This is a genomic window from Paraburkholderia sp. BR14312 (assembly GCF_040948675.1).
Classification (GTDB): Bacteria; Pseudomonadota; Gammaproteobacteria; order Burkholderiales; family Burkholderiaceae; genus Paraburkholderia; species Paraburkholderia nodosa_A.
Window position 1 is genome coordinate 42,802 of record NZ_JBFPKI010000017.1, and the last position, 21,761, is coordinate 64,562.

Sequence of the window (21,761 nt, forward strand, 5' to 3'; positions counted from 1 at the left end):
TTCAGCCTTCGATTGCCGCTTCAGGGGCCGCTTCGCCCTCGTCGGCGAAAAAGCGCTCGCGCAGGTCCGCCAGCCCGAACGTCTCGAGAATCTCGTTGAGCCGCTCCGCCGCACGGCGCCGCGGCAAATCCTTGTACTGGGCGATGATGAGTTCGTTCTTCATCGAGTGCTCCCAGCCCACCAGTTCCGTCACGCTCACCTGATAGCCGTGCGCCTCGAGTTGCAGACAGCGCAGCACGTTGGTGATCTGGCTGCCGAATTCGCGCGTATGCAGCGGATGGCGCCAGATCTCCGTGAGTGCCTGGCCGAGCGACTTGCCCTTGTTGCGGCGCAGTACTCCCGCCACCTCGGCCTGGCAGCACGGCACGACCACGATGTAGCGCGCGTGCTTCTTGAGTGCGAAGCGCAGGGCGTCGTCGGTGGCGGTGTCGCAGGCATGCAGCGCCGTCACGATATCGACCGTTGGCGGCAGCTGCGGCGAGGTGATCGAATCGGCGACCGACAGGTTCAGGAACGACATCCCGCCAAAGCCCAGCCGTTTGGCCAGTTCCTGCGAGTGCTGCACGAGCTCGTCGCGCGTCTCGATACCATAAATGTGTGACCTGTCGCGCTGATCCTTGAAGAACAGGTCGTAGAGAATAAAGCCCAGATAGGACTTGCCCGCCCCGTGATCGACGAGGGTCACGTCGCGGCCATCCTGCTTGAGGTCCTTGAGCAGCGGCTCGATGAACTGGAACAGGTGATAGACCTGCTTCAGCTTGCGGCGGCTGTCCTGGTTCATCTTGCCGTCGCGCGTCAGGATGTGGAGCTCCTTGAGGAGTTCGACAGACTGGTTCGGACGGACTTCGTAAGTCTTGCTGGACATCGGCGTGATCGGATGAAAGGCGTGGTATGTCGCGAAACGTGCGACAGGCGACAGAAGGGTTGCAGTAATTCTGTCATTTTACGAAAAAAGCGAGTCCAGGCTGCCGAACCCATGAGAGCGGCCAGTGTCGTAATAGCGTCCCGGCACGCTGACCCACGTGCGGACAGCAGGGAGGGGTTGAATAGAAGAGACACGAGGATTTTTTCGTCCCCGATGCCCAAAAAAAGGACCAAAACGCAGCGCGACCGGTCGGCAACGAATCGACAGGCGCGCATTGGGAGGTCGCACCGGGAGTGCCGGTTGCGATGAATCAGGCTGGCGCAGTCCTCGCTGCGCAAAGAGCGCGCGACGCTGTGCGGCCTTGCATGGGGCATGCAATGAATACGATACCTGACGGAAACGCAGAGCAAAAATTCCAGGAACTGCTTACGAAACTCGTCACGGTTCCCGACTGGACGGAAAAGCAGCAACTGGAGCTGGAAATGGCGCGCGACATCTCGGTGGAGATGTTGCGGGTCGCGGAATGCATGCGCGACGGCCCTTCGGATCTCGAGACCTGCCTGATTCTGCTGAAGTACGCGAAGGTGCTCGATTTCGTGATGTCGGCACTGGCGTCGCGCCGCGATATCAAGCCACAAACGCTGCGCGTGATTTTCAAGCTGGCAGGCCTCAAGGTCGACGAGGCCTATCCGGGCTGAAGCCGATGTAAATCTGACGCACACCCGGCGTGGCAGCCAGGCCGCCGACGCCGATACTCGATACCCGCACGGGCCGTGAGCGGCCCGGCCTCTTCTTTTTTGCCAACGCTTTTTCCGTCCGGCTCACTCTGCGCGCACCTTGAGGCGCCACAGCGACGTCAGTTCGGCCGCGCGCGCACGATAGAGCGGATCGGTCGGATCCGACGCTTTCGGGTGCCGCGGGCGAATGTCCTCCCGGCCCACCACTTCGAGCCCCGCCTCCACGATCATCTCGATGAGCGATTCGCGCGTGCGCAACCCGAGATGCTCCGCGAAGTCGGACAAAATCAACCACCCCTCGCCACCCGTCTCGAGATGATCCTTGAGGCCGCCGAGAAAGCCGCGCAGCATGCGGCTCTCGGGATCGAACACGGCGTACTCGATGGGCGACGCGGGCCGCGCCGGCACCCATGGCGGATTGCAGACGATGAGCGGCGCGCGCCCCGGCGGGAACAGATCCGCCTCGACGACCTCGACCTGCGCGGCGTAGCCGAGGCGGTCAAGGTTCTCGTTCGCGCAAGCCAGCGCGCGGGCATCCTGATCAGTCGCGACCACGTTCTTCACGCCGCGCGAGGCGAGCACGGCGGCGAGCACGCCCGTGCCCGTGCCGATGTCGAAGGCCTTTTCGAGCGACGGCAGCGCCGTGCGCGCGACGAGATCGACGTATTCGCCGCGCACCGGCGAGAACACACCGTAGTACGGATGAATGCGCGCGCCGTTCAGCGCCGCGATCTCGACACCCTTCTTGCGCCATTCGTGGGCGCCGACCAGACCCAGAATTTCGCGCAGCGACGCCGCGGAAGCTTCGCCATCGGCCGCGCCCCACGCCTCTTCGCACGCGACCCGGACGTCGGGTGCGCGGCGCAGGTTGATGCTGTAGTCGCCTTCGAGCGGAATCAGCACCATGCCGAGCGTGCGGGCACGCTGCGCCTGCGCCTGGCGATGCAGATGAAACGCTTCGAGCGGTGAAGCCGGCGCCTTGGGCGGCGCAGCCTTGCGGGGTTTGCGCTCCCCACGGCGCGCCATGGCCTGCAGCAGCTGACGCGCGTTCTGATAGTCGCCGCGCCACAGGAGGGCGGTGCCTTCGCAGGCAAGGCGGTACGCAGCGTCCGCAGTCGTGCGATCGTCGGCGATGACCACGCGTTTGGGCGCCGGCACGCCAGCCTCGGAGCGCCAGCGCACCGTGCGCGGGCCTTCGGTGTCGGGCCAGGTAAGAGTGGGATGTTCGGTCATAGTCGGATATTCGGTGCGGCGGGCCAGTTCGTCGATTCGTACCTGGCCCGCGGGTTGCCGCCGCGGGGCGCCATCATATAGCAGAGCGACGCGGCGCGTTCCGCCACGTCGCCTTCGCAACGATGATCGCTCAGACGGGCGGGCGCGTCGACCAGGCCAGACGACGTAGGACGAAACGCACGCGCCCGGCAGTAAAATGGGCGCCGACCGCGCCCCGTCAGGCCAGGCCCACCCGCACGAGACCATGCCAGCAACCACCCAGCAGACACGCCGCGCGCGCAAACCGCGCACGCGCCGCGCCAGCGCCGGTGCTGGGCTCGACGAAGGCTTTTACGCCGAACTGCTGCATATCGTCGGGTTGCGGGAGAGCGTTTCCGGCATGAGGCGCACCGTCGCGCGACCCGCGCCGCACGAGCGTTTGCCCGGCGCGCTGATCGAACTCGCGCTGTCGCGCCTCGCCGCCTGCGACGGAGAGAGCCCAGGCGAGCGGCCGAAGGCCGACCATTTCGAACTCGCGCTCCGGCTTTGCATCGCCTGGATCAGCCGCCTCGTTTTTCTCAAGGTGCTCGAAACGCGTCTGCTGACGCTCCATGGCGACGATGCGGCCTACGCGTTCCTGAACGCCCAGCGCATCCGCTCGTTCAGCGATCTCGACGCGCTGTGCGACACCGTCCTCGGCGCCGGTGACCACACGCCGCCAGCCCGCTTCGCTCACCTTCCCCGCTTCGACGGTTCGCGGTTCGCGCCGCAAGACCTGGACCGTAGCCTGCTCGGCATAAGCATGCTCGACGATCGCGCCACGCTGCCGCCGTACGAGGCGACCGTGCTCCCCGATGCGAGCGGCGAGCGGCACACGCTTGCCTATCTGCTCGATTTTCTCGCCACCTTCGACTTCTCCGCCGGTCTGGTGGCGCGAGAGCCAACCGTGGCGAACAGGCGTTGCCTCGATGCCTCCTCGCTCGGGCTCGTCTTCGAAAAGCTCAACGGATACCGCGACGGCGCCTGGTACACGCCCGGCAGCGTCGCGATGCAACTCGCCCGTCCCGCCATCACGCATGCGGCGCTCAATCGGCTGAATCGCGCCAAAGGCTGGCACTGCACGAACATCGATCAGCTATCCGAACTGATCGGTGAATCAAGCGGCGCATCGATCGGAAGCCGCGACGAGGCGCGCGCGATTCTGGACTCGCTGCGCATCTGCGATCCCGCCGTAGGCTCGGGGCATCTGCTCGTTTCAGCGCTCAACGAGTTGCTGGCGCTGAAAGTGCGCCTCGGCTTGCTGAACGCGCAGGACCGCGAAGCACTCAGCGCTTGCCGCATCGACGTCACCGCGGACCGGCTTTGCGTGACGCATGCGAACGGCGAACCGCTCACCCGCGAGCGCGATGGCACGACCATCCGCAAGATCGAAGCCGCGCTCTTCAGTGTCAAGCGGGACATCGTCGAGCACTCGCTTTTCGGTGTGGATATCAACCCGGATTCGGTCGGCATGGCGCGCCTGCGGCTGTGGATCGAACTGCTCGAACACGCCGATTTCACCACTTCTCTGCCGAACCTCGAGACCAACCTCAAAGCCGGCAATGCGACGCTCAGCCGTTTCGACTTCGATACGCCGCTGCGCGGCTACGCTGAGCCAGTGGCGAACTATCGTGCCAGCGCGGCTAGACTGCGGGCGACGGCTACAGCCGCGGCGAGGCGCGCCGAAATCGCCCGATGCGCGCAACTGCGCGAAGCGTTGCGCCACGCCCTCGCGAACCACCAGGCCGACACGCCGCCCGAAAACGCCGCGGCGTTCGAATGGCGCATCGAATTCGCCGACCTCCTCACCGACGAAGGCGACTTCGAGCGCTTCGACGCCGTAATAGCGAACCCGCCCTATATCGACTCCGAGCGCATGATCAATCAGGGCCAGCGCGCGTTGCGCGAGCGGCTGGCGCAGCGCTGGCCGAGCGCGCGGGGCAACTGGGACCTCTACATCGTGTTCATCGAGCTCGGCCTCGCGCTCCTGAGGCCAGGCGGCGCGATGGCGTATCTCACGCCCGACAAGTGGCTCTCGAAGCCCTTCGGCAATGCGTTGCGCGCACGGCATCTGGACAAGATCGAACGCATCGTCAGGCTCGGCCGCGACGTATTCGAGCAGGCGCGTGTGGATTCGATCATCACGCTCTTTCGCGAGTCGGGCACGCCTGCCATCGCGACCGCGCGCATCGACCGCGAGACGCTCACCGAGCTTGCGCAAACCGACAAACGCTCGCTCGAGGCGCCATGGCCGCTCGACGCATTGCTCTCGCCGCACGCCGCGTTCGTGCAGCGGTTCGCCGGTGCGCACCCCACACTCGGTTCGCTGCTGCCCTGCGAGAACGCCTGTGCGACGTCGGACGCCTACCGGCTCGCGCCCCTCGTCGAAGCGGCCGACGGCCGATTCCAGCCGGACCAACACTACCGCGTGGTGAACACCGGCACGCTCGGGCGCTACGTCTCGCGCTGGGGCAGCAAGCCGATGACCTATCTCGGGCGACGCTACGAGGCACCCGTGGTCGAGCGCGAGCGCTTCGCGTCGACGTTCGGGAACGGCTACGGCGCGAAAGCCAACGCGAAAAAGGTGATCGTGAAAGGCCTCACACGGCTCGATGCGACGCTCGATCTCGCAGGCGACACGATCCCCGGCAAGACCACACTGATCCTGCGCTCGGACGACGAGAGCCTGCTGAAGTTCGCGGCGGCGTTGCTCAACTGCCCGCTCTCGGTGTTCCTGATCCGCGCGAAGTACGGCGCGTCGAGCTACAACGGCGGCGTGGCGTTCACGACATCGATGATCGACGCCTTGCCCGTGCCGGGCGGCGCTTCGGTGCGCAGCGAAGTCGCCGACTGCGTGACCCGCTTGCTGCGCGCCGGGCAGTCCGCATGCGACGCCGCTGAAGCGGACGGCATCGCGCGCGAGATCGATCGACGCCTCTATGCGGCATTCGGCCTGTCGCAACAGGAGATCGACCTCGTGGAAGGCCGCGCCGACTCGATGGCGCGCGAAGCAAGCTGACCGCGCAACGCCGAGACGGCGTCCCGGCGAGTCGGCTAGTCTTGCTCATCCTCGCGCAGGGCAGACATCATGGAACGGCTTCGCTTCTTCAGTGCTTCCGACGAGAGCAGCGTGCTGACGCTATCGATCGCCACGACGTTGGTGATCGCCCTCATCGGCATTCTGTTCGGCCTGATCTCCGGCTCGTTTTCGATTGTGTTCGACGGAGTCTATTCGCTCGTCGACGCGAGCATGAGCGCGCTCGCACTCGCCGTCGTGCGACTGATCACCTCGTACGCGGTCAACGTCGACCTGCCGCGCAAATGGCGCGAGCGCTTCACCATGGGCTTCTGGCATCTCGAACCCATGGTGCTCGGGCTCAACAGCACGCTGCTCGTGGGCGTGGCCGTCTACGCGCTAATCAACGGCATCACCAACCTGCTCTCCGGCGGCCACGAACTGCACTTCGGTCCCGCACTCGTCTACGCCGTCCTCACCGTGAGTGCCTGCGCGGCGATGGCGGTATTCGAATCGCGCGCGAACCGCCGGATCCACTCGGATTTCGTGCGCCTCGATATCAAGTCATGGATCATGTCCGCGGGCATTACAGCGGCGCTGCTGGTCGCCTTCAGCGTCGGCTATGCAATTCAGGGAACGACATGGGAGCGCTTCACCCCCTATGTCGACCCGGCGGCGCTCGTGGTGGTATGCGTCGTGATCATCCCGATTCCGCTCGCGGAGATCCGCCAGGCCCTGCTGGATGTGCTGCTCGTGGCGCCCCCGGATCTCAAGCAGCATGTCGATGCGGTCGCGAAACGCTTCGTCGAGCGCTACGCCTTCGAGTATTACCGGGCTTATGTCGCGAAAGTGGGCCGCTCCCGCGAGATCGAGCTGTATTTCGTCGTGCCGCCCGACATGCCGGCGAAGCGCATCGCCGAATGGGACGCGATCCGAGACGAAATCGGCCGGGCCATCGGCGGCGACGAGTCGCACCGCTGGCTCACGATCATGTTCACGAGCGATCCGCAATGGGCGGAGTGAGGAATCTGGTGCGGGCGGGTGCAGAAAGCACAAAGGGTCACGTGAATTTCACGTAACCCTTTGTCTTGACGCATTGCTTCGAATATGGTGCCGGCTGCAGGACTCGAACCCGCCACCTGATGATTACAAATCAACTGCTCTACCAGATGAGCTAAGCCGGCGTAGCCCGCTATTCTACTTCATTTAACGATCTTGAGGTGGCCCTTGCCGCCCTTGTTGCCGCCATCGTCATCTTTGTCGGCGGCGCGCGTCGCGACCGGCGCGAGCGGCGCGGCGGGTTCCTCGGCAGGTTCGTCGCGCACTGCAGGCGCCTCATGTGCTTCGGCTTCTTCGTGGTCCTCGGAGGACAGCACGTCGTCGGCGTCGCCGGGCGGCGACTCGACCGGGAACGCCATGCCCTGACCGTTCTCGCGGGCGTAGATCGCGAGCACGTTCGACACCGGCACCTCGATCTTGTGCGATTTGCCCGAGAAGCGCGCGTGGAACTCGATCATCTCGTTGCCCATCTGCAGCTGGCTCGTCGCCTCGAAGCTGATGTTCAGCACGATCTCGCCGTCACGCACGAACTGGCGCGGCACGCGTGTGCGGTTATCGACCCGCACCGCGATGTGCGGCGTGAAGCCGTTGTCCGTGCACCACTCGTACAGCGCGCGCAGCAAATACGGCTTGGTGGAAATCTCTTGCATCAACAATCCTTTCACGAGGCGGCGTCCACACCCACGCTGTGTACGCCGCCTCTGTTACCTGCAACTGCCAGGATACTGCTTAACGGCGCATGACCTTTTCAGACGGCGTCAGCGCTTCGATATACGCCGGACGGCTGAAAATGCGCTCGGCATACTTCATGAGCGGCGCGGCATTCTTCGACAGCTCGATGCCGTAGTGGTCGAGGCGCCACAGCAGCGGCGCGATGGCGACGTCGAGCATCGAGAACTCTTCGCCCAGCATGTACTTGTTCTTCAGGAAGATCGGCGCGAGCTGCGTGAGGCGGTCGCGGATCGCGAGGCGCGCCTTCTCGTGGTTCTTCTCGGCGGCCTTGCCCTTCTCGTTTTCGAGCGTGCTCACGTGCACGAACAGCTCCTTCTCGAAGTTGAGCAGGAACAGACGCGCGCGGGCGCGCTGGACCGGGTCGGCCGGCATCAGCTGCGGATGCGGGAAGCGCTCGTCGATATACTCGTTGATGATGTTCGACTCGTACAGAATCAGGTCGCGCTCGACCAGAATCGGCACCTGACCGTACGGATTCATCACGGCGATGTCTTCCGGTTTGTTGAACAGGTCGACGTCGCGGATTTCGAAGTCCATGCCCTTTTCGAACAACACCAGCCGGCAGCGCTGGGAGAACGGGCAGGTAGTGCCGGAGTACAGAACCATCATGATTTACATTTCCTCAATAAACCCAAAAGGCCAGCGGGCGAAAAAACCGTCTGACGGTCCCTGAACCGTCAGACGGCATCTCGTCGCACCGGCCCCACGTCGGTCAGGACGTGCCTATTTGATATCTTTCCAGTACGCGGCGTTCAATCGCCACGCGAAAAAGCTCAAGACGCCGAGGAACAAGAGCACCCACACGCCAAGCTGCCTGCGGGTTTTCTGCTCGGGTTCGGCCATCCAGCCGAGGTAGGCCACCAGGTCGGCCACGTCGGCATCATAATCCACCGGCGAGAGCGTTCCCGGCGTGACCTGCTGGAACCCGGCAAAGCGACGGACCTTTTCCCCGGTTTCCTCGTCCGTCGTGTCCTCGAACTTCGCCGTGCGGATGCCCTGCAACTGCCACAGCACGTGCGGCATGCTCACGTTTTCGAACACCAGATTGTTCCAGCCAGTCGGCCGCGTATCGTCGCGGTAGAAGCTGCGCAGGTACGTGTACAGCCAGTCGCGCCCTTTCGCCCGCGCTTCCACGGAGAGGTCCGGCGGCGCTACGCCGAACCACGCCTTCGCGTCGTCCGGGCGCATCGCGATGGACATCGTGTTGCCGACCTTGTCGGTCGTAAACAACAGATTATCTTCGATTTGCTTCTGCGGAATGCCGAGAACCTGCAACCGGCTATAGCGCATCAAGTTCGCACTATGGCAATTCAGACAATAGTTTACAAACAATTTGGCGCCGTGTTGCAGCGAAGCAAGATTTTCGCCGTTATCGGGAGCGCGGTCGAGCGGAATGTTTTCCTGCGCCGCGACAGATCCGACCCCAAAGACGCATGAGAACGCCAGCGCGGCCAAGCCGGCCCGGACGCCGGCAGCCCGTATGCTCACCTTCGCGAGCGTCGAAAAAAGAGAACGTTTCGTCATATCTTCCTCGCTCGTCAGTTAATGGGGCTTGAACCGCACGCGCTCGGGCGGCTGCTTGAAAGTGCCAAGCGGCGTCCAGAACGGCATGCCGAGGAAGAAAGCGAAGTAGACGAGCGCGCAGATCTGGGCGATCAGCGTGGCCGCCGGCGATGGCGGCTTCGTGCCGAGGAACGCGAGCGTCAGGAACGCCAGCACGAAGATGCCGAGAAATACCTTGTGGAAGAACGGCCGGTAACGGATCGACTTCACCGGCGAGCGGTCGAGCCACGGCAGGAAGAAGAGCGAGATCACCGCCGTGCCCATCACCACCACGCCCCAGAACTTCGACTCGGTGAAGTACATGGCGAGGATCACGAGCACCGCCAGCACCGGCAGCCCGGCGCGCCATTTGCCGCGGGCGCGCACGAGCGCGAGTAGCCCGAGCAGCGCGATCACGACCATCAGCACGATCTTGAATGGGTCGGTCGTGGCGCGCAGCATCGCGTAGAACGCCGTGAAGTACCAGACCGGCGCGATTTCGGGCGGCGTTTGCAGCGGGTTGGCCGGCACGAAGTTGTTCGACTCGAGGAAGTAGCCGCCCATCTCCGGCGCGAAGAACACGATCGCCGCGAAAATCATCAGGAAGATGCACACGCCCATGAAGTCGTGCACCGAGTAATACGGATGGAACGGGATGCCGTCGAGCGGAACGCCGTTCGCGTCCTTCTTCGCCTTGATCTCGATGCCGTCGGGGTTGTTCGAGCCCACTTCGTGCAACGCGATGATGTGACAGATCACGAGCCCGACGAGCACCAGTGGAATGGCGATCACGTGGAACGCGAAGAAGCGGTTGAGCGTGACGTCCGACACCACGTAGTCGCCGCGAATCCACAGCGAGAGGTCCGGGCCGATGAAGGGAATCGCCGAGAACAGGTTCACGATCACCTGCGCGCCCCAGAACGACATCTGGCCCCAGGGCAGCAGGTAGCCGAAGAACGCCTCGGCCATCAGGCACAGGAAGATCGCGCAGCCGAAGATCCACACGAGTTCGCGCGGCTTGCGGTACGAGCCGTAAAGCAGCCCGCGGAACATGTGCAGGTACACGACCACGAAGAACATCGAAGCGCCCGTGGAGTGCATGTAGCGGATGAGCCAGCCCCACGGCACCTCGCGCATGATGTACTCGACCGATGCGAACGCGAGCGTCGCATCGGGCTTGTAATTCATGGTGAGGAAAATACCGGTGATGATCTGGTTCACCAGCACGAGCAGCGCGAGCGAGCCGAAGAAGTACCAGAAGTTGAAGTTCTTGGGCGCGTAGTACTCAGAAGCGTGAGCGCGCCAGCTCGCCGTCATCGGAAAACGCTTATCGATCCAGCCCTGCAGGCCGGAAGATGCGCCGGTCGTTTCCACCACGTCCTTTTCGGTTCCCGTCGCCATCACGCTTCTCCTTTTTCGTCCTTGCCGATCACGATCTGCGTCGGGGACGCGAACATGTAGCGGGGAATGTCGAGGTTTTGCGGCGCCGGCTTGTTCTTGAACACGCGACCGGAGAGATCGTAGGTGGAGCCGTGGCACGGGCACAGGAAGCCGCCCGGCCAGCTGTCGGGCAGGTTCGGCTGCGGGCCTTCCTGGAAGCGCGCCGTCGGCGTGCAGCCCAGATGGGTGCAGACAGCCACCGCCACGAGAATGTTCTGATGCTCGGCGCGCGAACGGAATTCGTTCATGCAGTACTCCGGCATCGGCATCGAGAACGGGTGCTCGGAGTTCGGGTCGGCCAGATCGGGATCGGCCTTCTTCACGTCGGCCATCATGCGATCCGTGCGATTCAGGATCCACACGGGCTTGCCGCGCCAGGCGACGGTCATCATCGAGCCGGGCTGCAGATTCGTGATATCGGCTTCGACGGGCGCGCCGGCGGCGCGGGCTTTTTCGGATGGTGCAAAGGAACCTACGAAAGGTACGACAGTGGCCACGCCTCCAATGCCACCTGCTACGGACGTCGCAATCAGCCAGGTTCGGCGGCTGCCATCGACGCGGTCATTCTCGTTGTCTCGCATCACATCGCCCCACTTCTGAGTTGGATTTTTCCGTCACGCCAGCTTACCCGCGGTGCTGCCGAACGCTAGTTTGCTCGAATGGAGTTGGCATTTACAAGGGGCGCTCTCGAAAAAGCCTCGGAAGTCCTTGATATCTCGGGGTTTTCCCGCAGAAAAGAGGGCCACTTTCTTTTCAGTTTGTAAATGCCTCATGAATAAAACGATGCTGCGCCACGGCAATTTGCGCCGAATACGCAATCAAACGGGATTGTCGATATCGATGAATAGATGCTCGATGTTGAAGGCTTCCGAGAGGTGCGCGCCCACCGCCTGCACGCCGAAGCGCTCGGTCGCGTGGTGGCCTGCGGCGAGGAACGCCACACCGCTTTCCGCGGAGGTGTGCGTGGTCGGCTCGGAGATCTCGCCGGTGAGGAAGACGTCGGCGCCAGCGTCGATCGCCGCGTCGAAAAGACTTTGCGCCGCGCCCGTGCACCAGGCCACGCGGCGCAGTTGCCAGTCGGGGTCGCCGAGCACGAGCGGCGTGCGGCCGAGCGTCTGCTCGACCTCGGCGGTAAAGTGCGCGAGCGTGATGGGCATGGGCAGCGTGGCCATCCAGCCAAGATCCTGGTCGCCGAAGCGTTGTTCGCCGATCCAGCCGAACCGGGCGCCCAACTGCGCGTTGTTGCCGAGTTCGGGATGGCTGTCGAGCGGCAGATGGTAGGCGAACAGGTTGATGTCGTTCGCGAGCAGCGTCTTCAGGCGACGGTACTTGCGGCCCGTAATTTGCGGGGCTTCGTTCTTCCAGAAGTAACCGTGATGTACGAGCACCGCGTCGGCGCCCCACTCGAGCGCGGCTTCGAGAAACGCGAGCGAGGCGGTCACGCCCGTGGCGATCTTCTCCACGCGCCGCCGCCCTTCGACCTGCAGGCCATTGGGGCAGTAGTCCTTGAACCGCGCGGATTCCAGAAGATTGTTCAGATACAATTCCAGTTCGATCCGATCCATATAATCCTCTAATCTTCAGATGCTTAGACGCTTTTGGCTGTTCTTCGCCCAGGCGGTGACGGTCCTGCTGGCGTTGATGTTCATCATCGCCACGCTCAAACCGCAGTGGCTGCAGCACCAGGGGCAGTTCGGCAAGCAGCTTGCCGAACCGATCGTCGCACTGCGGGAAGTGGCGCCAGGCATCGGTGGAGGCGCCGCCCAGGGCTCCTATGCGGACGCCGCCCAGAAGGCCATGCCCGCCGTTGTCAACGTGTTCTCGAGCAAGGATGGGTCGCTGCCGCCCGACCCTCGCCAGAACGATCCGCTATTTCGCTATTTCTTCGGCGATCGCAACAAAAACCAGAAGCAGCAGGAGCAGCCTGCCGCCAACCTCGGTTCGGGCGTCATTGTCAGTCCGGACGGTTACATTCTAACGAACCAGCACGTAATCGACGGCGCGGACCAGATCGAAATCGCGCTTTCCGACGGCCGCACCACCAACGCCAAGGTGATCGGCATCGACCCGGAAACGGATCTCGCGGTGCTCAAGATCAATCTGCCGAACCTGCCCACCATCACGCTCGGCCGCATGGATCAGACGCGCGTGGGCGACGTCGTGCTCGCCATCGGCAATCCGTTCGGCGTGGGCCAGACGGTCACGATGGGCATCATCAGCGCGCTGGGCCGCAATCATCTCGGCATCAACACGTTCGAGAATTTCATTCAGACCGATGCGCCGATCAATCCGGGCAACTCGGGCGGCGCGCTCGTCGACGTGAACGGCAACCTGCTCGGCATCAACACCGCCATCTACTCGCGCTCGGGCGGCTCGCTCGGCATCGGCTTCGCGATTCCCGTTTCCACGGCGCGCAGCGTACTGGAGAGCATCATCACCTCGGGCTCGGTCACGCGCGGCTGGATCGGCGTGGAGCCACAGGACGTGACGCCGGAGATCGCCGACTCGTTCGGGCTGAAGGAGAAGTCGGGCGCAATCGTCGCGGGCGTGCTGCAGGGCGGCCCCGCCGACAAGGCCGGCATCAAGCCGGGCGACGTCCTGACCTCGGTGAACGGTGAGGCCATCACCGACACCACGCGCCTTTTGAACGTCATCGCGCAAATCAAACCGGGCAGCGACGCGAAGGTCCACCTCGTGCGCAAGAACAAGGACATGGATCTCGACGTACTGATCGGCAAGCGCCCGCCGCCGCCGAAGCAGCCGGCTCAGGAAGACGGCGAAGGCGACGACGGCGGTTGATATCCCACCGCAGGCGGGGCATCGCGCCCTGCCCGCGTCCGGACTCGCAACCGGAAAACGAAAAGGCCGCGAACGTGGGTTCGCGGCCTTTTGCTTTCCTGCGGCTTTCCTCCGCCAGGCCCGCGGGGCTAGCCCGCCGCCTGACTCTCGTCCGCGGGCTTCTTCTCGCCCGTGCCGATGAAGATGCGCGCCGCGATGATGCCCGCCTCGTAGAGGAGGATGAGCGGCAGCGCGAGGATGAGCTGCGAGAACACGTCCGGCGGCGTCACCACGGCTGCGACGATGAACGCGCCGACGATCACGTAGGGCCGGATCTGCTTGAGCTTCTTCACGGTGACCACGCCCATGCGCACGAGCAGCACGACGATGATCGGCACCTCGAAGGTCACGCCGAACGCAATGAACATGGTGAGCACGAAGCTCAGGTAATTGTCGATGTCGGTCGTCATCTCCGCGCCGAGCGGCGCGTTGTAGTGCGCCATCACGCGGAAGATGGTCGGGAACACCACGAAATACGCGAACGCCATGCCGCACAGGAAGAGCGTGTAGCTGCTTGCCACGAGCGGCGCGACGAGCTTCTTTTCGTGCTGGTAGAGGCCTGGGGCGACGAACGCCCAAATCTGGTAGAGCACGACCGGCAGCGCGATCACGAACGCCACGAGCATCGTGACCTTCATGGGCACGAAGAACGAGCCGGTCACGTCGGTGACGATCATCTTGCCGTCACGCGGCAGGTTCTGCATGAGCGGACGCGCGAGCAGCCGGAATATGTCGGGCGCCCAGTAGACGAGCCCGACGAATACGACGATCACGGCAACGCCTGCGCGAATGATGCGGTCGCGCAGTTCGACGAGATGGGAAATGAAGGTCTCTTCGGAGCCTTCTTCCAGTTTTTGCTGGGGGTCGCTCACACCGGCCCTCTGTTGGAAATGGTCGTGCGCAAAGGCGGATCCGCGTCAGAAGAACCGCGTGGGCCGGCGCAGGCTCGCCGGCGTGTGCTGCGCCACGCGTGCAGCACCCGATTGCACCCGCGTGCGGCGCAGCGTGGCGCGTTTGTACCAGACCGGCGCGGCGCTCTGCTTCATGCGCCAGTTCTTGCGTTTCGCGCCGCTTGCGCCCGCGTTGCCGGAGCGCCATCCCGATTGCGTGGCGACGGCATCCGCGGCATTGGCGGCAACGCCTTCCAGGCTGGCAGGATCCGCGCCGCCTGCGATGCTCGGCGACACCGAGGTGCCCGCGTTCCACGCGTCGTTCAACTCGGTTTCATGCTTGCGCAGATTGTCCTGAACGTTCTTCTCGACGTTCTGCGCCGCCGTTTCGAACTCGGTCTTCATGCGGCGCAACTCGTCGAGTTCGATCTCGCGCGTGACTTCCGCCTTGACATCGTTGATATAGCGCTGCGCGCGACCGAACAGCGCGCCGGCCGTGCGTGCGACCCGCGGCAGCCGCTCCGGCCCGAGAACGACCAGCGCGACGACGCCGATCAGCGCCATCTTGGTTAAACCGAGATCGAGCATGAATGGAGTTTTCCGTCAGCCTTGGCTGCCTTAATGGAAACGAACGGGAAACATGCGGAAAAACCTGTGGCGGCGAAAAAGGCGGCCGCCACGCGTTTTAGCGGAAGTCGTTCGAGCGCTGCGTCTTGTCCTTGGCTTCGACGTCGACTGCACCGCCGTCGGCCGGGAGTTCGCGCTTTTGCGTGTCGGCGCCAGCGCCTTCGTTCTCGCGCATGCCTTCCTTGAAACCCTTCACCGCACCGCCCAGATCGCTACCGATATTGCGCAGCTTCTTGGTGCCGAAGACGAGCGCAACGATCAACAAGACGATCAGCCAGTGCCAGATGCTCAACGAACCCATGATTGACTCTCTCCTTAACCCCGCCGCCGCGCGAGGTGCGCGACGCGATAAATTGTGCCTGTTCGATGTTGCATGGTCGTGGCGTGCGACCCTTTAGCGCGACGCTTTAGTGAGAACCACGCCATCCGTCATTTATACCGACTTTCCCCGCCGCCGGCACTCAGCCCATGCGGTGCCACGGACGCGGCCCAGCCAGCAAATGCGCGTGCAGATGGTAGACCTCCTGCCCGCCGCCCGGCCCCGTATTCACCACCGTGCGAAACCCGGTTTCGCCACCCGTGTACGAGACGCCCAGCTCTTTGGCCAGCCGTGCGACCAATACAAACATTCTACCAAGCAGCGGTGCGTCGTTTTCACCGCAATCGGCAAGGGTGGAAATATGTTGGCGCGGAATCACGAGGACGTGAGTTTCGGCTGCAGGCCGGATGTCGCGGAAGGCGACGAACTCTTCGTCCTCGTACACGCGCGTGCTGGGAATGTGGCCGTCGGCGATCTTGCAGAAGAGACAGGTGCTGCGGTCGTGACTCATGGCGCTCCTGGTGAGCAAAACCGCACGCGCGCCCGAAAGCCCTCAGAACCAGGCGCGCGGGTTGTGCAGCGGCTTGTTGTCGTACAAGTAAAGCCAGCCTTTGATGATACGGTACAACGTCCAGATTGCGACAGCCCACAAAATTGGAATGCCGACCAGCACGAAGATGAGCACACCGCCGATCAGATGGCCGGCCAGCCCGAGCCAGAACGTGCGGATTTGCCACGTGAAGTGCTGCTCATAAGGCGTGCCGAGCGATTCGTCGCGTTTGAGGTAATTCAGGATGATGGCCACCAGCACCGAAATGCCGCCGGTCAGCCAGTAGACCGCGTAGAGCGCGTACAGCACGTGCGTGAAAGTCCGCAGGCTGCGCAAACGGTCCGCGTCGACGCCGTTGCGGTACGAAGGGGGCGGGTAATCGCCGGACGTGGACATGTCGTTCATCTCCCTCTGTGGAGCGCTATGCGCAGCGTTGAGCCTCAGTCGCCGTTCTCTTCGCGCTCGCGGCTTTTGCGCAGCGCTTTTTCCTCGAGACCCGAAAGGCCTTCGCGGCGTTCGAGTTCCGCGAGCACGTCGGCAGGACTCAGATCGAAGTGCGAGAGCGTGACGAGGCAATGGAACCACAGGTCGGCCATCTCGCCGACCAGCGCCTTGCGTGCACCGCCCTGGCGCACGTCCTTCGCGGCAAGCACGACCTCGGTCGCCTCTTCGCCGACCTTCTTGAGCACCGCGTCGTCGCCCTTGTGAAAGAGGCGTGCGACGTAGGAGGCGTCCGGGTCGCCGCCCTTGCGGCTGTCGATCACCGCCGCGAGGCGCAGCAAGGTGTCGTTGGTATTCAGTTGCGTCATTTGTAGATGTGTTCGGGGTCTTTCAGCACCGGGTCGACGGCGACCCAGCGGCCTTCGTCGACGGTGCCTTCGAATTGCTGGAAAAAGCACGAGTGGCGGCCCGTGTGGCACGCAATGCCCGAGACCTGCTCGATCTTGAGCAGCACGACGTCTTCGTCGCAGTCGAGGCGGATGTCGCTCACGTGCTGCACATGGCCGGACTCCTCGCCCTTGAACCAAAGGCGCTGGCGCGAGCGGGAGAAGTACACGGCGCGGCGCAGCTCGACCGTCCTGGCGAGCGCTTCGCGGTTCATCCACGCGAACATCAGCACGTCGCCGGTGGTCGCTTCCTGCGCGATCACGGGCACGAGGCCGTTGGCGTCCCAGTTGACCTTGTCGAGCCAGTTGGCGTTGGCAAGGTCGTTGTCGGGTTTGCCGGTTTGAGTGTGGCTCATCGCGTTACATCCTCACCGAAATGCCCTGGTCGGCCATGAAGCGCTTTGCCTCGCCCACCGTGTGCTGGCCATAGTGGAAAATGCTCGCGGCCAGCACGGCGTCGGCACGGCCCTTGACGATACCGTCCGCGAGATCCTGCAGGCCGCCCACGCCGCCCGAGGCGATCACGGGAATCGGCACCGCGTCGGACACCGCACACGTGAGGTCGAGGTCGAAGCCGCTCTTCGTGCCGTCGCGGTCCATGCTCGTGAGCAGGATTTCGCCCGCGCCCAGTTCCGCCATCTTGCGCGCCCATTCCACGGCATCGATGCCCGTGGCCTTGCGCCCGCCGTGCGTGAACACTTCCCAGCGCGCGGGTTCGCCCGGCGCCGACGTTCGCTTCGCGTCGATGGCGACGACGATGCACTGCGAGCCGTATTTGTCGGCGGAATCGCGCACGAGCTGCGGATTGGCGACCGCCGACGAGTTCATGCTGACCTTGTCGGCACCGGCGTTGAGCAGGCGCCGCACGTCCGCCACGGCGCGCACGCCGCCGCCCACGGTGAGCGGAATGAAGACCTGCGAAGCCACCGCCTCGATGATCGGCAGGATCAGGTCGCGCTGGTCGGAGGTCGCGGTGATGTCGAGGAACGTGAGTTCGTCGGCGCCCTGGTCGTCGTAGCGGCGCGCGATTTCGACGGGGTCGCCCGCGTCGCGCAGTTCGACAAAATTGACGCCCTTGACGACGCGCCCGGCGGTCACGTCGAGGCAGGGGATGATGCGTTTGGGTAGAGCCATGATCTTGCCGAAGTTGCCAGTCGGTGTGTGTGCGGCGAGCACCTTTCGCGAGAAGGCTGCCGGCCCCGGTTCGGGCGTGGCGCGCAGCCCATTGTCGCGCGCTTTGCACCGTGCCTTGCGCCCTGAGGCGAAATTATCCCGCGCGAGCGCCAGTCCCCTTGGAGATGGCGGCGCAGCGCCAAAACAAAAGGCCTCCAGTGACGGAGGCCGGCATTCGACGCTTTACGCGTCGTCCGATTCGCGCAGGCTGTCTGCGCGCGTTTGCGCGGCAGCGAAATCGAGGTCGCCCGAGTAGATCGCGCGGCCGCAGATCACGCCTTCCACGCCTTCGTCCTCGACTTCGCACAGTGCGTCGATATCGCCGAGGTTGGAAAGCCCGCCACTCGCGATGATCGGAATCTTCACCGCGCGCGCGAGGCGCACCGTCGCTTCGATGTTGATGCCCTGGAGCATGCCGTCCCGGCCGATGTCGGTGTAGATGATCGACTCGACGCCGTAGTCCTCGAACTTGCGCGCGAGATCGACGACTTCGTGACCGGTGAGCTTGCTCCAGCCGTCGGTCGCGACCTTGCCGTCTTTCGCGTCGAGGCCCACGATGATATGGCCCCCGAATGCGGTGCACGCTTCCTGGAGAAAGCCCGGATTCTTGACGGCGGCGGTGCCGATGATCACATAGGACAGGCCGTCGTCGAGGTAACGCTCGATGGTGTCGAGGTCGCGGATGCCGCCGCCGAGCTGCACGGGAATCTCGTCGCCGACTTCGCGGATGATCTCGCGAATTGCGTCTTCGTTCTTCGGCTTGCCGGCGAACGCGCCGTTGAGGTCGACGAGGTGCAGGCGCCGCGCGCCGCGCTCGACCCAGTGTCGGGCCATAGCCGCCGGTTCCTCGGAGAAAATCGTCGCCTGGTCCATATCGCCTTGTTTGAGGCGCACGCAGTGACCGTCTTTGAGATCGATGGCCGGAATCAGCAGCATAGCTTCGGGTGTGTCTGGGAATGGGGTTGAAGTCTGCAGCGCCGGCGGAAAAAAGGCCCGATCCGACGCCGTTTCGCTAGTTTAGTACAACTCTTTCGGCAGCCTTGCTAACGCAAATCTAATGCCGCGGCGCGCGTGCGCGAAGGCGGCTGTGAGCGTCAGCGCCGCAGGAAATCAGGGGTTCCAGTGGACGAAGTTGCGGTAGACGCGCAAACCCGCAGCGGCGCTCTTTTCCGGGTGGAATTGGGTGGCGAAGATGTTATCCCGCGCCACTGCCGAGGTAAAGGCCGCGCCGTACGGCGTTTCGCCTACGGTGTGCGACGCATCCGCCGGAACCACATAGTAGCTGTGCACGAAGTAGAAGAAGCTTTCGTCGGGCACACCGTCCCACAGGGCGTGCGCGCGTGCCTGACGCACGCGGTTCCAGCCCATTTGCGGGACCTTGAAGCGCGAGCCGTCGTCCTGCAGCTGGCCTTCCAGATCGAAGCGCACGACCTTGCCGGGCAGCAGGCCCAGGCCCTTCGTGCCGCCTTCCGCGCTCCAGTCGAACAGCATCTGCTCGCCCACGCACACGCCCATGAGCGGCTTCGTGCGCGAGGCTTCGAGCACCGCGTCCTGCAGGCCCGACTCGGCGAGGCTGCGCATGCAGTCGGGCATCGCGCCCTGCCCCGGCAGCACCACGCGGTCGGCAGCACGGATCGCCTCGGGACGCTCGACGATGGCCACGTCGGCTTCCGGCGCGGCCTGCCTCAGCGCCTGGGCCACCGAACGCAGGTTGCCCATTCCATAATCAACAATCGCAATTGAAGTTTTCATCTCGAATCCGGCCTGCTCAAAAGGCCTTGCCCTTGGCTGTGTGGACGCATGTGCGCCGCGATGTGCCCTGATCTGCCTTCGAAGCCGTCAATGTACGCCAGTCGGCGCGTGCGAGCCCATAAGCCGAATGGCTAATGTGGCGCGCACGCCGCATGTGGGCGACGGCCCCGGCGCGGCGCGCTCGAAGTCCTGCCCAGGCATGCGCCCGGCACAGTGCACGTAGCGCGGCCGGCCTTCTGGTCGGTGAAAGGCGTCGCCTAGAGGCTGCCCTTCGTCGACGGAATCTTGCCCGCCTGACGTTCGTCCAGTTCGGCGGCCTGGCGCAGCGCGCGGCCGAATGCCTTGAACACGGTTTCCATCTGATGGTGCGCGTTGAGGCCGCGCAGATTGTCGATGTGCAGCGTCACGCCTGCGTGGTTCACGAAGCCGCGGAAAAATTCGATCGACAGGTCGACGTCGAACGTGCCGATGCGCGCGCGCGTGAACGGCACGTGGAATTCGAGGCCCGGTCGGCCCGAGAAGTCGATCACGACGCGCGAGAGCGCTTCGTCGAGCGGCACATAGGCGTGGCCGTAACGGCGAATGCCCTTCTTGTCGCCGATGGCCTGCGCCACCGCCTGGCCGAGCGTGATGCCGACGTCTTCCACCGTATGGTGGTCGTCGATATGCGTGTCGCCATGCGCCTCGACCTCGAGATCGATCAGACCGTGTCGTGCGATCTGGTCGAGCATGTGGTCGAGAAACGGCACACCGGTCGCGAGCTTTTGCTCGCCGGTGCCGTCCAGATTGAGTTTCACGCGGATTTGCGTTTCGCTGGTGTTGCGAACGACTTGCGCGACGCGCATGGCAATATCCTTCAAACAGCCCGTAACAGGAGAGTGGGAGAACGAAGCATCGGCCTAACGGAGCACGAGCTTCAGGGCGGCGAGCAATTGCGCGTTTTCGTCGGGGGTGCCAACGGTCAGGCGCACGCAGTTCGCAAGCAATGGGTGCATTTTACCCACGTTTTTGATCAGAATCCGGGCAGACAGCAGCGTGTCGAAAACTGCCGCCGCGTCGGGCACGCGCACGAGCAGGAAATTGCCCGCGCTTTCGAACACCTCGGCGCCCGGCAGCTTCGCGACTTCGGCGGCCAGCGTCGCACGTTGCGCGCGCAATTCGGCGGCCTGCGCATCGAGCACGTCGACATGATCGAGCAGCAGATCTGCCGCCGCCTGCGTGAGCACGTTCACGTTGTAGGGCGGACGCACCTTGTCGAACTCGTTGAGCCATGACGGCCGCCCGGCCAGATAGCCGAGGCGGATGCCCGCGAGCCCGAGCTTCGACATCGTGCGCATTACGACCACGTTGTCGAACTCGCCCGCGCGCGGCATCCAGCTTTGCATCGCGAACGGCTGGTAGGCCTCGTCGATCACCACGAGGCTCTTCGCTTCTTGCGCCGCCGCGATCAGGCGCTCGATGTCGGCGTCGTCGAACAGCGTGCCCGTGGGGTTGTTCGGGTAGGCCAGCCAGATCACCGCAGGCGTGTGCTCAGCAATGGCCGCGAGCGTCGCTTCGAGGTCGAGCGTGAAGTCGCTCTTGAGCGGCACGCCGACGAATTCCAGCTGCGCGAACTTCGCCGACATCGCGTACATGACGAAGCCCGGCACCGGCGCGAGCACCTTCGCGCCCGGCTTCGCGCACGCCATGGTGATCATGCTGATGATCTCGTCCGAGCCGTTGCCGAGCAGCACGTCGCAGTCCGCGGGCACGCGCATCGTCTCTTTGAGCTTCGCGATCAGCGCCTCGGGGCGCGGCGCGGGATAGCGGTTGAGCGCGACCGCCGCGAGGCGTTCGCCCAGAAGCGCTGCGAGGTCGGCGGGCAGGGCAAACGGGTTCTCCATGGCGTCGAGCTTCACGAAACCGGAAGCGTCGGGCACGGGGTAACTCGTCATCGCGAGCACGTCGCGACGGATGATGTCTTGTGGTGTCGTCATGTCGAAAGGCGGCTCGCGAAAGCGGGGCCGCCGGCACGGGCAGCTCGGCAAGCCGGCTGCCCTGGTTATCGTCGTGGTCTCTGCTGCGTGCGGGTCAAACTGAAGGC

At 64.1% G+C, this 21,761-nt stretch carries 24 protein-coding genes and 1 tRNA gene; 4 read left to right on the forward strand and 21 right to left on the reverse strand.

Annotated elements, in window-relative coordinates; all coding sequences use genetic code 11:
• Window position 1: 1 nt before the first annotated feature.
• The gene (locus tag AB3X98_RS36535; protein WP_368606651.1) at window positions 2-865 is read right to left on the reverse strand and encodes an SAM-dependent methyltransferase; all 864 of its coding nucleotides are present in this window, start codon (window positions 863-865) and stop codon (window positions 2-4) included.
• A 377-nt stretch (window positions 866-1,242) separates the two neighbouring features.
• Here AB3X98_RS36535 and AB3X98_RS36540 point away from each other — a divergent pair, with 377 nt between their 5' ends.
• Window positions 1,243-1,563 carry a DNA-binding protein gene (locus AB3X98_RS36540; RefSeq protein WP_368606650.1) on the forward strand — a complete coding sequence of 107 codons (321 nt, stop codon included), beginning with the start codon at window positions 1,243-1,245 and terminating at the stop codon, window positions 1,561-1,563.
• 123 nt (window positions 1,564-1,686) lie between these two features.
• Here the strand turns inward: AB3X98_RS36540 and AB3X98_RS36545 are convergent, their stop codons facing one another.
• A complete protein-coding gene (locus AB3X98_RS36545) occupies window positions 1,687-2,835 on the reverse strand; it encodes a methyltransferase (protein ID WP_368606649.1) in 1,149 nt (382 codons plus the stop codon).
• Between the two features lie 244 nt (window positions 2,836-3,079).
• Between AB3X98_RS36545 and AB3X98_RS36550 the strand changes: the two genes are divergently transcribed.
• Together AB3X98_RS36550 and AB3X98_RS36555 are read left to right on the forward strand one after the other, a co-directional pair.
• Complete coding sequence (locus tag AB3X98_RS36550) at window positions 3,080-5,872, forward strand: N-6 DNA methylase (RefSeq protein WP_368606648.1); 2,793 nt, start codon at window positions 3,080-3,082, stop codon at window positions 5,870-5,872.
• A gap of 69 nt (window positions 5,873-5,941) precedes the next feature.
• On the forward strand, window positions 5,942-6,892 hold the full coding sequence (locus AB3X98_RS36555) for a cation diffusion facilitator family transporter (protein ID WP_069268269.1): 951 nt from the start codon (window positions 5,942-5,944) through the stop codon (window positions 6,890-6,892).
• Window positions 6,893-6,977: 85 nt separating this feature from the next.
• Here the strand turns inward: AB3X98_RS36555 and AB3X98_RS36560 are convergent.
• The 7 genes from AB3X98_RS36560 to AB3X98_RS36590 all read right to left on the reverse strand — a co-directional run bounded on the left by AB3X98_RS36560 (window position 6,978) and on the right by AB3X98_RS36590 (window position 12,207).
• Window positions 6,978-7,053, reverse strand: a tRNA-Thr gene (locus AB3X98_RS36560).
• Window positions 7,054-7,071: 18 nt separating this feature from the next.
• Window positions 7,072-7,578: a ClpXP protease specificity-enhancing factor gene (locus AB3X98_RS36565; RefSeq protein ID WP_069268268.1), complete on the reverse strand. Its 507-nt coding sequence runs from the start codon at window positions 7,576-7,578 to the stop codon at window positions 7,072-7,074.
• A 79-nt stretch (window positions 7,579-7,657) separates the two neighbouring features.
• Window positions 7,658-8,269 (reverse strand): glutathione S-transferase N-terminal domain-containing protein, encoded by a 612-nt coding sequence (locus tag AB3X98_RS36570; protein WP_027797364.1) that lies wholly within the window; start codon window positions 8,267-8,269, stop codon window positions 7,658-7,660.
• Window positions 8,270-8,383: 114 nt separating this feature from the next.
• Window positions 8,384-9,184, reverse strand: coding sequence for a cytochrome c1 (locus AB3X98_RS36575; RefSeq protein ID WP_083245573.1), 801 nt, complete (start codon window positions 9,182-9,184; stop codon window positions 8,384-8,386).
• A gap of 18 nt (window positions 9,185-9,202) precedes the next feature.
• Window positions 9,203-10,603 (reverse strand): cytochrome bc complex cytochrome b subunit, encoded by a 1,401-nt coding sequence (locus AB3X98_RS36580; protein WP_342949839.1) that lies wholly within the window; start codon window positions 10,601-10,603, stop codon window positions 9,203-9,205.
• Window positions 10,603-11,223, reverse strand: a complete 621-nt coding sequence (gene petA, locus AB3X98_RS36585; RefSeq protein WP_069268266.1) for a ubiquinol-cytochrome c reductase iron-sulfur subunit — start codon at window positions 11,221-11,223, stop codon at window positions 10,603-10,605. The genes AB3X98_RS36580 and petA overlap by 1 nt, the downstream gene beginning before the upstream one ends.
• A gap of 237 nt (window positions 11,224-11,460) precedes the next feature.
• Entirely contained in the window at window positions 11,461-12,207 is a 747-nt protein-coding gene (locus tag AB3X98_RS36590; RefSeq protein WP_069268265.1) for a Nif3-like dinuclear metal center hexameric protein, read from the reverse strand.
• A gap of 19 nt (window positions 12,208-12,226) precedes the next feature.
• Between AB3X98_RS36590 and AB3X98_RS36595 the strand changes: the two genes are divergently transcribed.
• Window positions 12,227-13,441, forward strand: a complete 1,215-nt coding sequence (locus AB3X98_RS36595; RefSeq protein WP_069268264.1) for a Do family serine endopeptidase — start codon at window positions 12,227-12,229, stop codon at window positions 13,439-13,441.
• Window positions 13,442-13,569: 128 nt separating this feature from the next.
• Here AB3X98_RS36595 and tatC read toward each other — a convergent pair whose 3' ends face one another.
• The 12 genes from tatC to hisC form a co-directional block, all read right to left on the reverse strand.
• A complete protein-coding gene (gene tatC / locus AB3X98_RS36600; RefSeq protein ID WP_069268263.1) occupies window positions 13,570-14,352 on the reverse strand; it encodes a twin-arginine translocase subunit TatC in 783 nt (260 codons plus the stop codon).
• Window positions 14,353-14,397: 45 nt separating this feature from the next.
• Entirely contained in the window at window positions 14,398-14,958 is a 561-nt protein-coding gene (gene tatB, locus AB3X98_RS36605; RefSeq protein WP_368606647.1) for a Sec-independent protein translocase protein TatB, read from the reverse strand.
• Window positions 14,959-15,055: 97 nt separating this feature from the next.
• Window positions 15,056-15,298: a Sec-independent protein translocase subunit TatA gene (tatA, locus tag AB3X98_RS36610; protein ID WP_069268261.1), complete on the reverse strand. Its 243-nt coding sequence runs from the start codon at window positions 15,296-15,298 to the stop codon at window positions 15,056-15,058.
• A gap of 160 nt (window positions 15,299-15,458) precedes the next feature.
• Window positions 15,459-15,827, reverse strand: coding sequence for a histidine triad nucleotide-binding protein (locus tag AB3X98_RS36615; protein ID WP_069268260.1), 369 nt, complete (start codon window positions 15,825-15,827; stop codon window positions 15,459-15,461).
• Window positions 15,828-15,869: 42 nt separating this feature from the next.
• Complete coding sequence (locus AB3X98_RS36620) at window positions 15,870-16,262, reverse strand: hypothetical protein (protein WP_069268283.1); 393 nt, start codon at window positions 16,260-16,262, stop codon at window positions 15,870-15,872.
• Between the two features lie 44 nt (window positions 16,263-16,306).
• Window positions 16,307-16,675: a phosphoribosyl-ATP diphosphatase gene (locus tag AB3X98_RS36625; RefSeq protein WP_069268259.1), complete on the reverse strand. Its 369-nt coding sequence runs from the start codon at window positions 16,673-16,675 to the stop codon at window positions 16,307-16,309.
• Complete coding sequence (gene hisI, locus AB3X98_RS36630; protein WP_069268258.1) at window positions 16,672-17,109, reverse strand: phosphoribosyl-AMP cyclohydrolase; 438 nt, start codon at window positions 17,107-17,109, stop codon at window positions 16,672-16,674. Before hisI ends, AB3X98_RS36625 begins: the two co-directional genes overlap by 4 nt.
• Window positions 17,110-17,113: 4 nt before the next feature.
• On the reverse strand, window positions 17,114-17,887 hold the full coding sequence (gene hisF, locus AB3X98_RS36635) for an imidazole glycerol phosphate synthase subunit HisF (protein ID WP_368606646.1): 774 nt from the start codon (window positions 17,885-17,887) through the stop codon (window positions 17,114-17,116).
• 222 nt (window positions 17,888-18,109) lie between these two features.
• Window positions 18,110-18,862 carry a 1-(5-phosphoribosyl)-5-[(5-phosphoribosylamino)methylideneamino]imidazole-4-carboxamide isomerase gene (hisA, locus tag AB3X98_RS36640; protein WP_069268257.1) on the reverse strand — a complete coding sequence of 251 codons (753 nt, stop codon included), beginning with the start codon at window positions 18,860-18,862 and terminating at the stop codon, window positions 18,110-18,112.
• Window positions 18,863-19,036: 174 nt separating this feature from the next.
• Complete coding sequence (hisH, locus tag AB3X98_RS36645; RefSeq protein ID WP_069268256.1) at window positions 19,037-19,678, reverse strand: imidazole glycerol phosphate synthase subunit HisH; 642 nt, start codon at window positions 19,676-19,678, stop codon at window positions 19,037-19,039.
• 257 nt (window positions 19,679-19,935) lie between these two features.
• Window positions 19,936-20,523, reverse strand: coding sequence for an imidazoleglycerol-phosphate dehydratase HisB (gene hisB, locus AB3X98_RS36650; protein WP_028218451.1), 588 nt, complete (start codon window positions 20,521-20,523; stop codon window positions 19,936-19,938).
• Window positions 20,524-20,577: 54 nt separating this feature from the next.
• Window positions 20,578-21,654 carry a histidinol-phosphate transaminase gene (gene hisC, locus AB3X98_RS36655; RefSeq protein WP_368606645.1) on the reverse strand — a complete coding sequence of 359 codons (1,077 nt, stop codon included), beginning with the start codon at window positions 21,652-21,654 and terminating at the stop codon, window positions 20,578-20,580.
• Between the last annotated feature and the right edge of the window lie 107 nt (window positions 21,655-21,761).

Bases quoted from the DNA above. Each gene is read 5' to 3' on its own strand.
- AB3X98_RS36565 (WP_069268268.1), bottom strand. From the start codon at position 7,578: ATGCAAGAGATTTCCACCAAGCCGTATTTGCTGCGCGCGCTGTACGAG.
- AB3X98_RS36615 (WP_069268260.1), bottom strand. From the start codon at position 15,827: ATGAGTCACGACCGCAGCACCTGTCTCTTCTGCAAGATCGCCGACGGC.
- AB3X98_RS36575 (WP_083245573.1), bottom strand. From the start codon at position 9,184: ATGACGAAACGTTCTCTTTTTTCGACGCTCGCGAAGGTGAGCATACGG.
- tatB (WP_368606647.1), bottom strand. From the start codon at position 14,958: ATGCTCGATCTCGGTTTAACCAAGATGGCGCTGATCGGCGTCGTCGCG.
- AB3X98_RS36555 (WP_069268269.1), top strand. From the start codon at position 5,942: ATGGAACGGCTTCGCTTCTTCAGTGCTTCCGACGAGAGCAGCGTGCTG.
- AB3X98_RS36590 (WP_069268265.1), bottom strand. From the start codon at position 12,207: ATGGATCGGATCGAACTGGAATTGTATCTGAACAATCTTCTGGAATCC.
- AB3X98_RS36545 (WP_368606649.1), bottom strand. From the start codon at position 2,835: ATGACCGAACATCCCACTCTTACCTGGCCCGACACCGAAGGCCCGCGC.
- AB3X98_RS36540 (WP_368606650.1), top strand. From the start codon at position 1,243: ATGAATACGATACCTGACGGAAACGCAGAGCAAAAATTCCAGGAACTG.
- AB3X98_RS36595 (WP_069268264.1), top strand. From the start codon at position 12,227: ATGCTTAGACGCTTTTGGCTGTTCTTCGCCCAGGCGGTGACGGTCCTG.
- petA (WP_069268266.1), bottom strand. From the start codon at position 11,223: ATGCGAGACAACGAGAATGACCGCGTCGATGGCAGCCGCCGAACCTGG.
- hisF (WP_368606646.1), bottom strand. From the start codon at position 17,887: ATGGCTCTACCCAAACGCATCATCCCCTGCCTCGACGTGACCGCCGGG.
- hisH (WP_069268256.1), bottom strand. From the start codon at position 19,678: ATGAAAACTTCAATTGCGATTGTTGATTATGGAATGGGCAACCTGCGT.
- AB3X98_RS36535 (WP_368606651.1), bottom strand. From the start codon at position 865: ATGTCCAGCAAGACTTACGAAGTCCGTCCGAACCAGTCTGTCGAACTC.
- AB3X98_RS36570 (WP_027797364.1), bottom strand. From the start codon at position 8,269: ATGATGGTTCTGTACTCCGGCACTACCTGCCCGTTCTCCCAGCGCTGC.
- hisI (WP_069268258.1), bottom strand. From the start codon at position 17,109: ATGAGCCACACTCAAACCGGCAAACCCGACAACGACCTTGCCAACGCC.
- AB3X98_RS36550 (WP_368606648.1), top strand. From the start codon at position 3,080: ATGCCAGCAACCACCCAGCAGACACGCCGCGCGCGCAAACCGCGCACG.
- AB3X98_RS36580 (WP_342949839.1), bottom strand. From the start codon at position 10,603: ATGGCGACGGGAACCGAAAAGGACGTGGTGGAAACGACCGGCGCATCT.
- AB3X98_RS36620 (WP_069268283.1), bottom strand. From the start codon at position 16,262: ATGTCCACGTCCGGCGATTACCCGCCCCCTTCGTACCGCAACGGCGTC.
- hisC (WP_368606645.1), bottom strand. From the start codon at position 21,654: ATGACGACACCACAAGACATCATCCGTCGCGACGTGCTCGCGATGACG.
- tatA (WP_069268261.1), bottom strand. From the start codon at position 15,298: ATGGGTTCGTTGAGCATCTGGCACTGGCTGATCGTCTTGTTGATCGTT.
- AB3X98_RS36625 (WP_069268259.1), bottom strand. From the start codon at position 16,675: ATGACGCAACTGAATACCAACGACACCTTGCTGCGCCTCGCGGCGGTG.
- hisA (WP_069268257.1), bottom strand. From the start codon at position 18,862: ATGCTGCTGATTCCGGCCATCGATCTCAAAGACGGTCACTGCGTGCGC.
- hisB (WP_028218451.1), bottom strand. From the start codon at position 20,523: ATGCGCGTCGCGCAAGTCGTTCGCAACACCAGCGAAACGCAAATCCGC.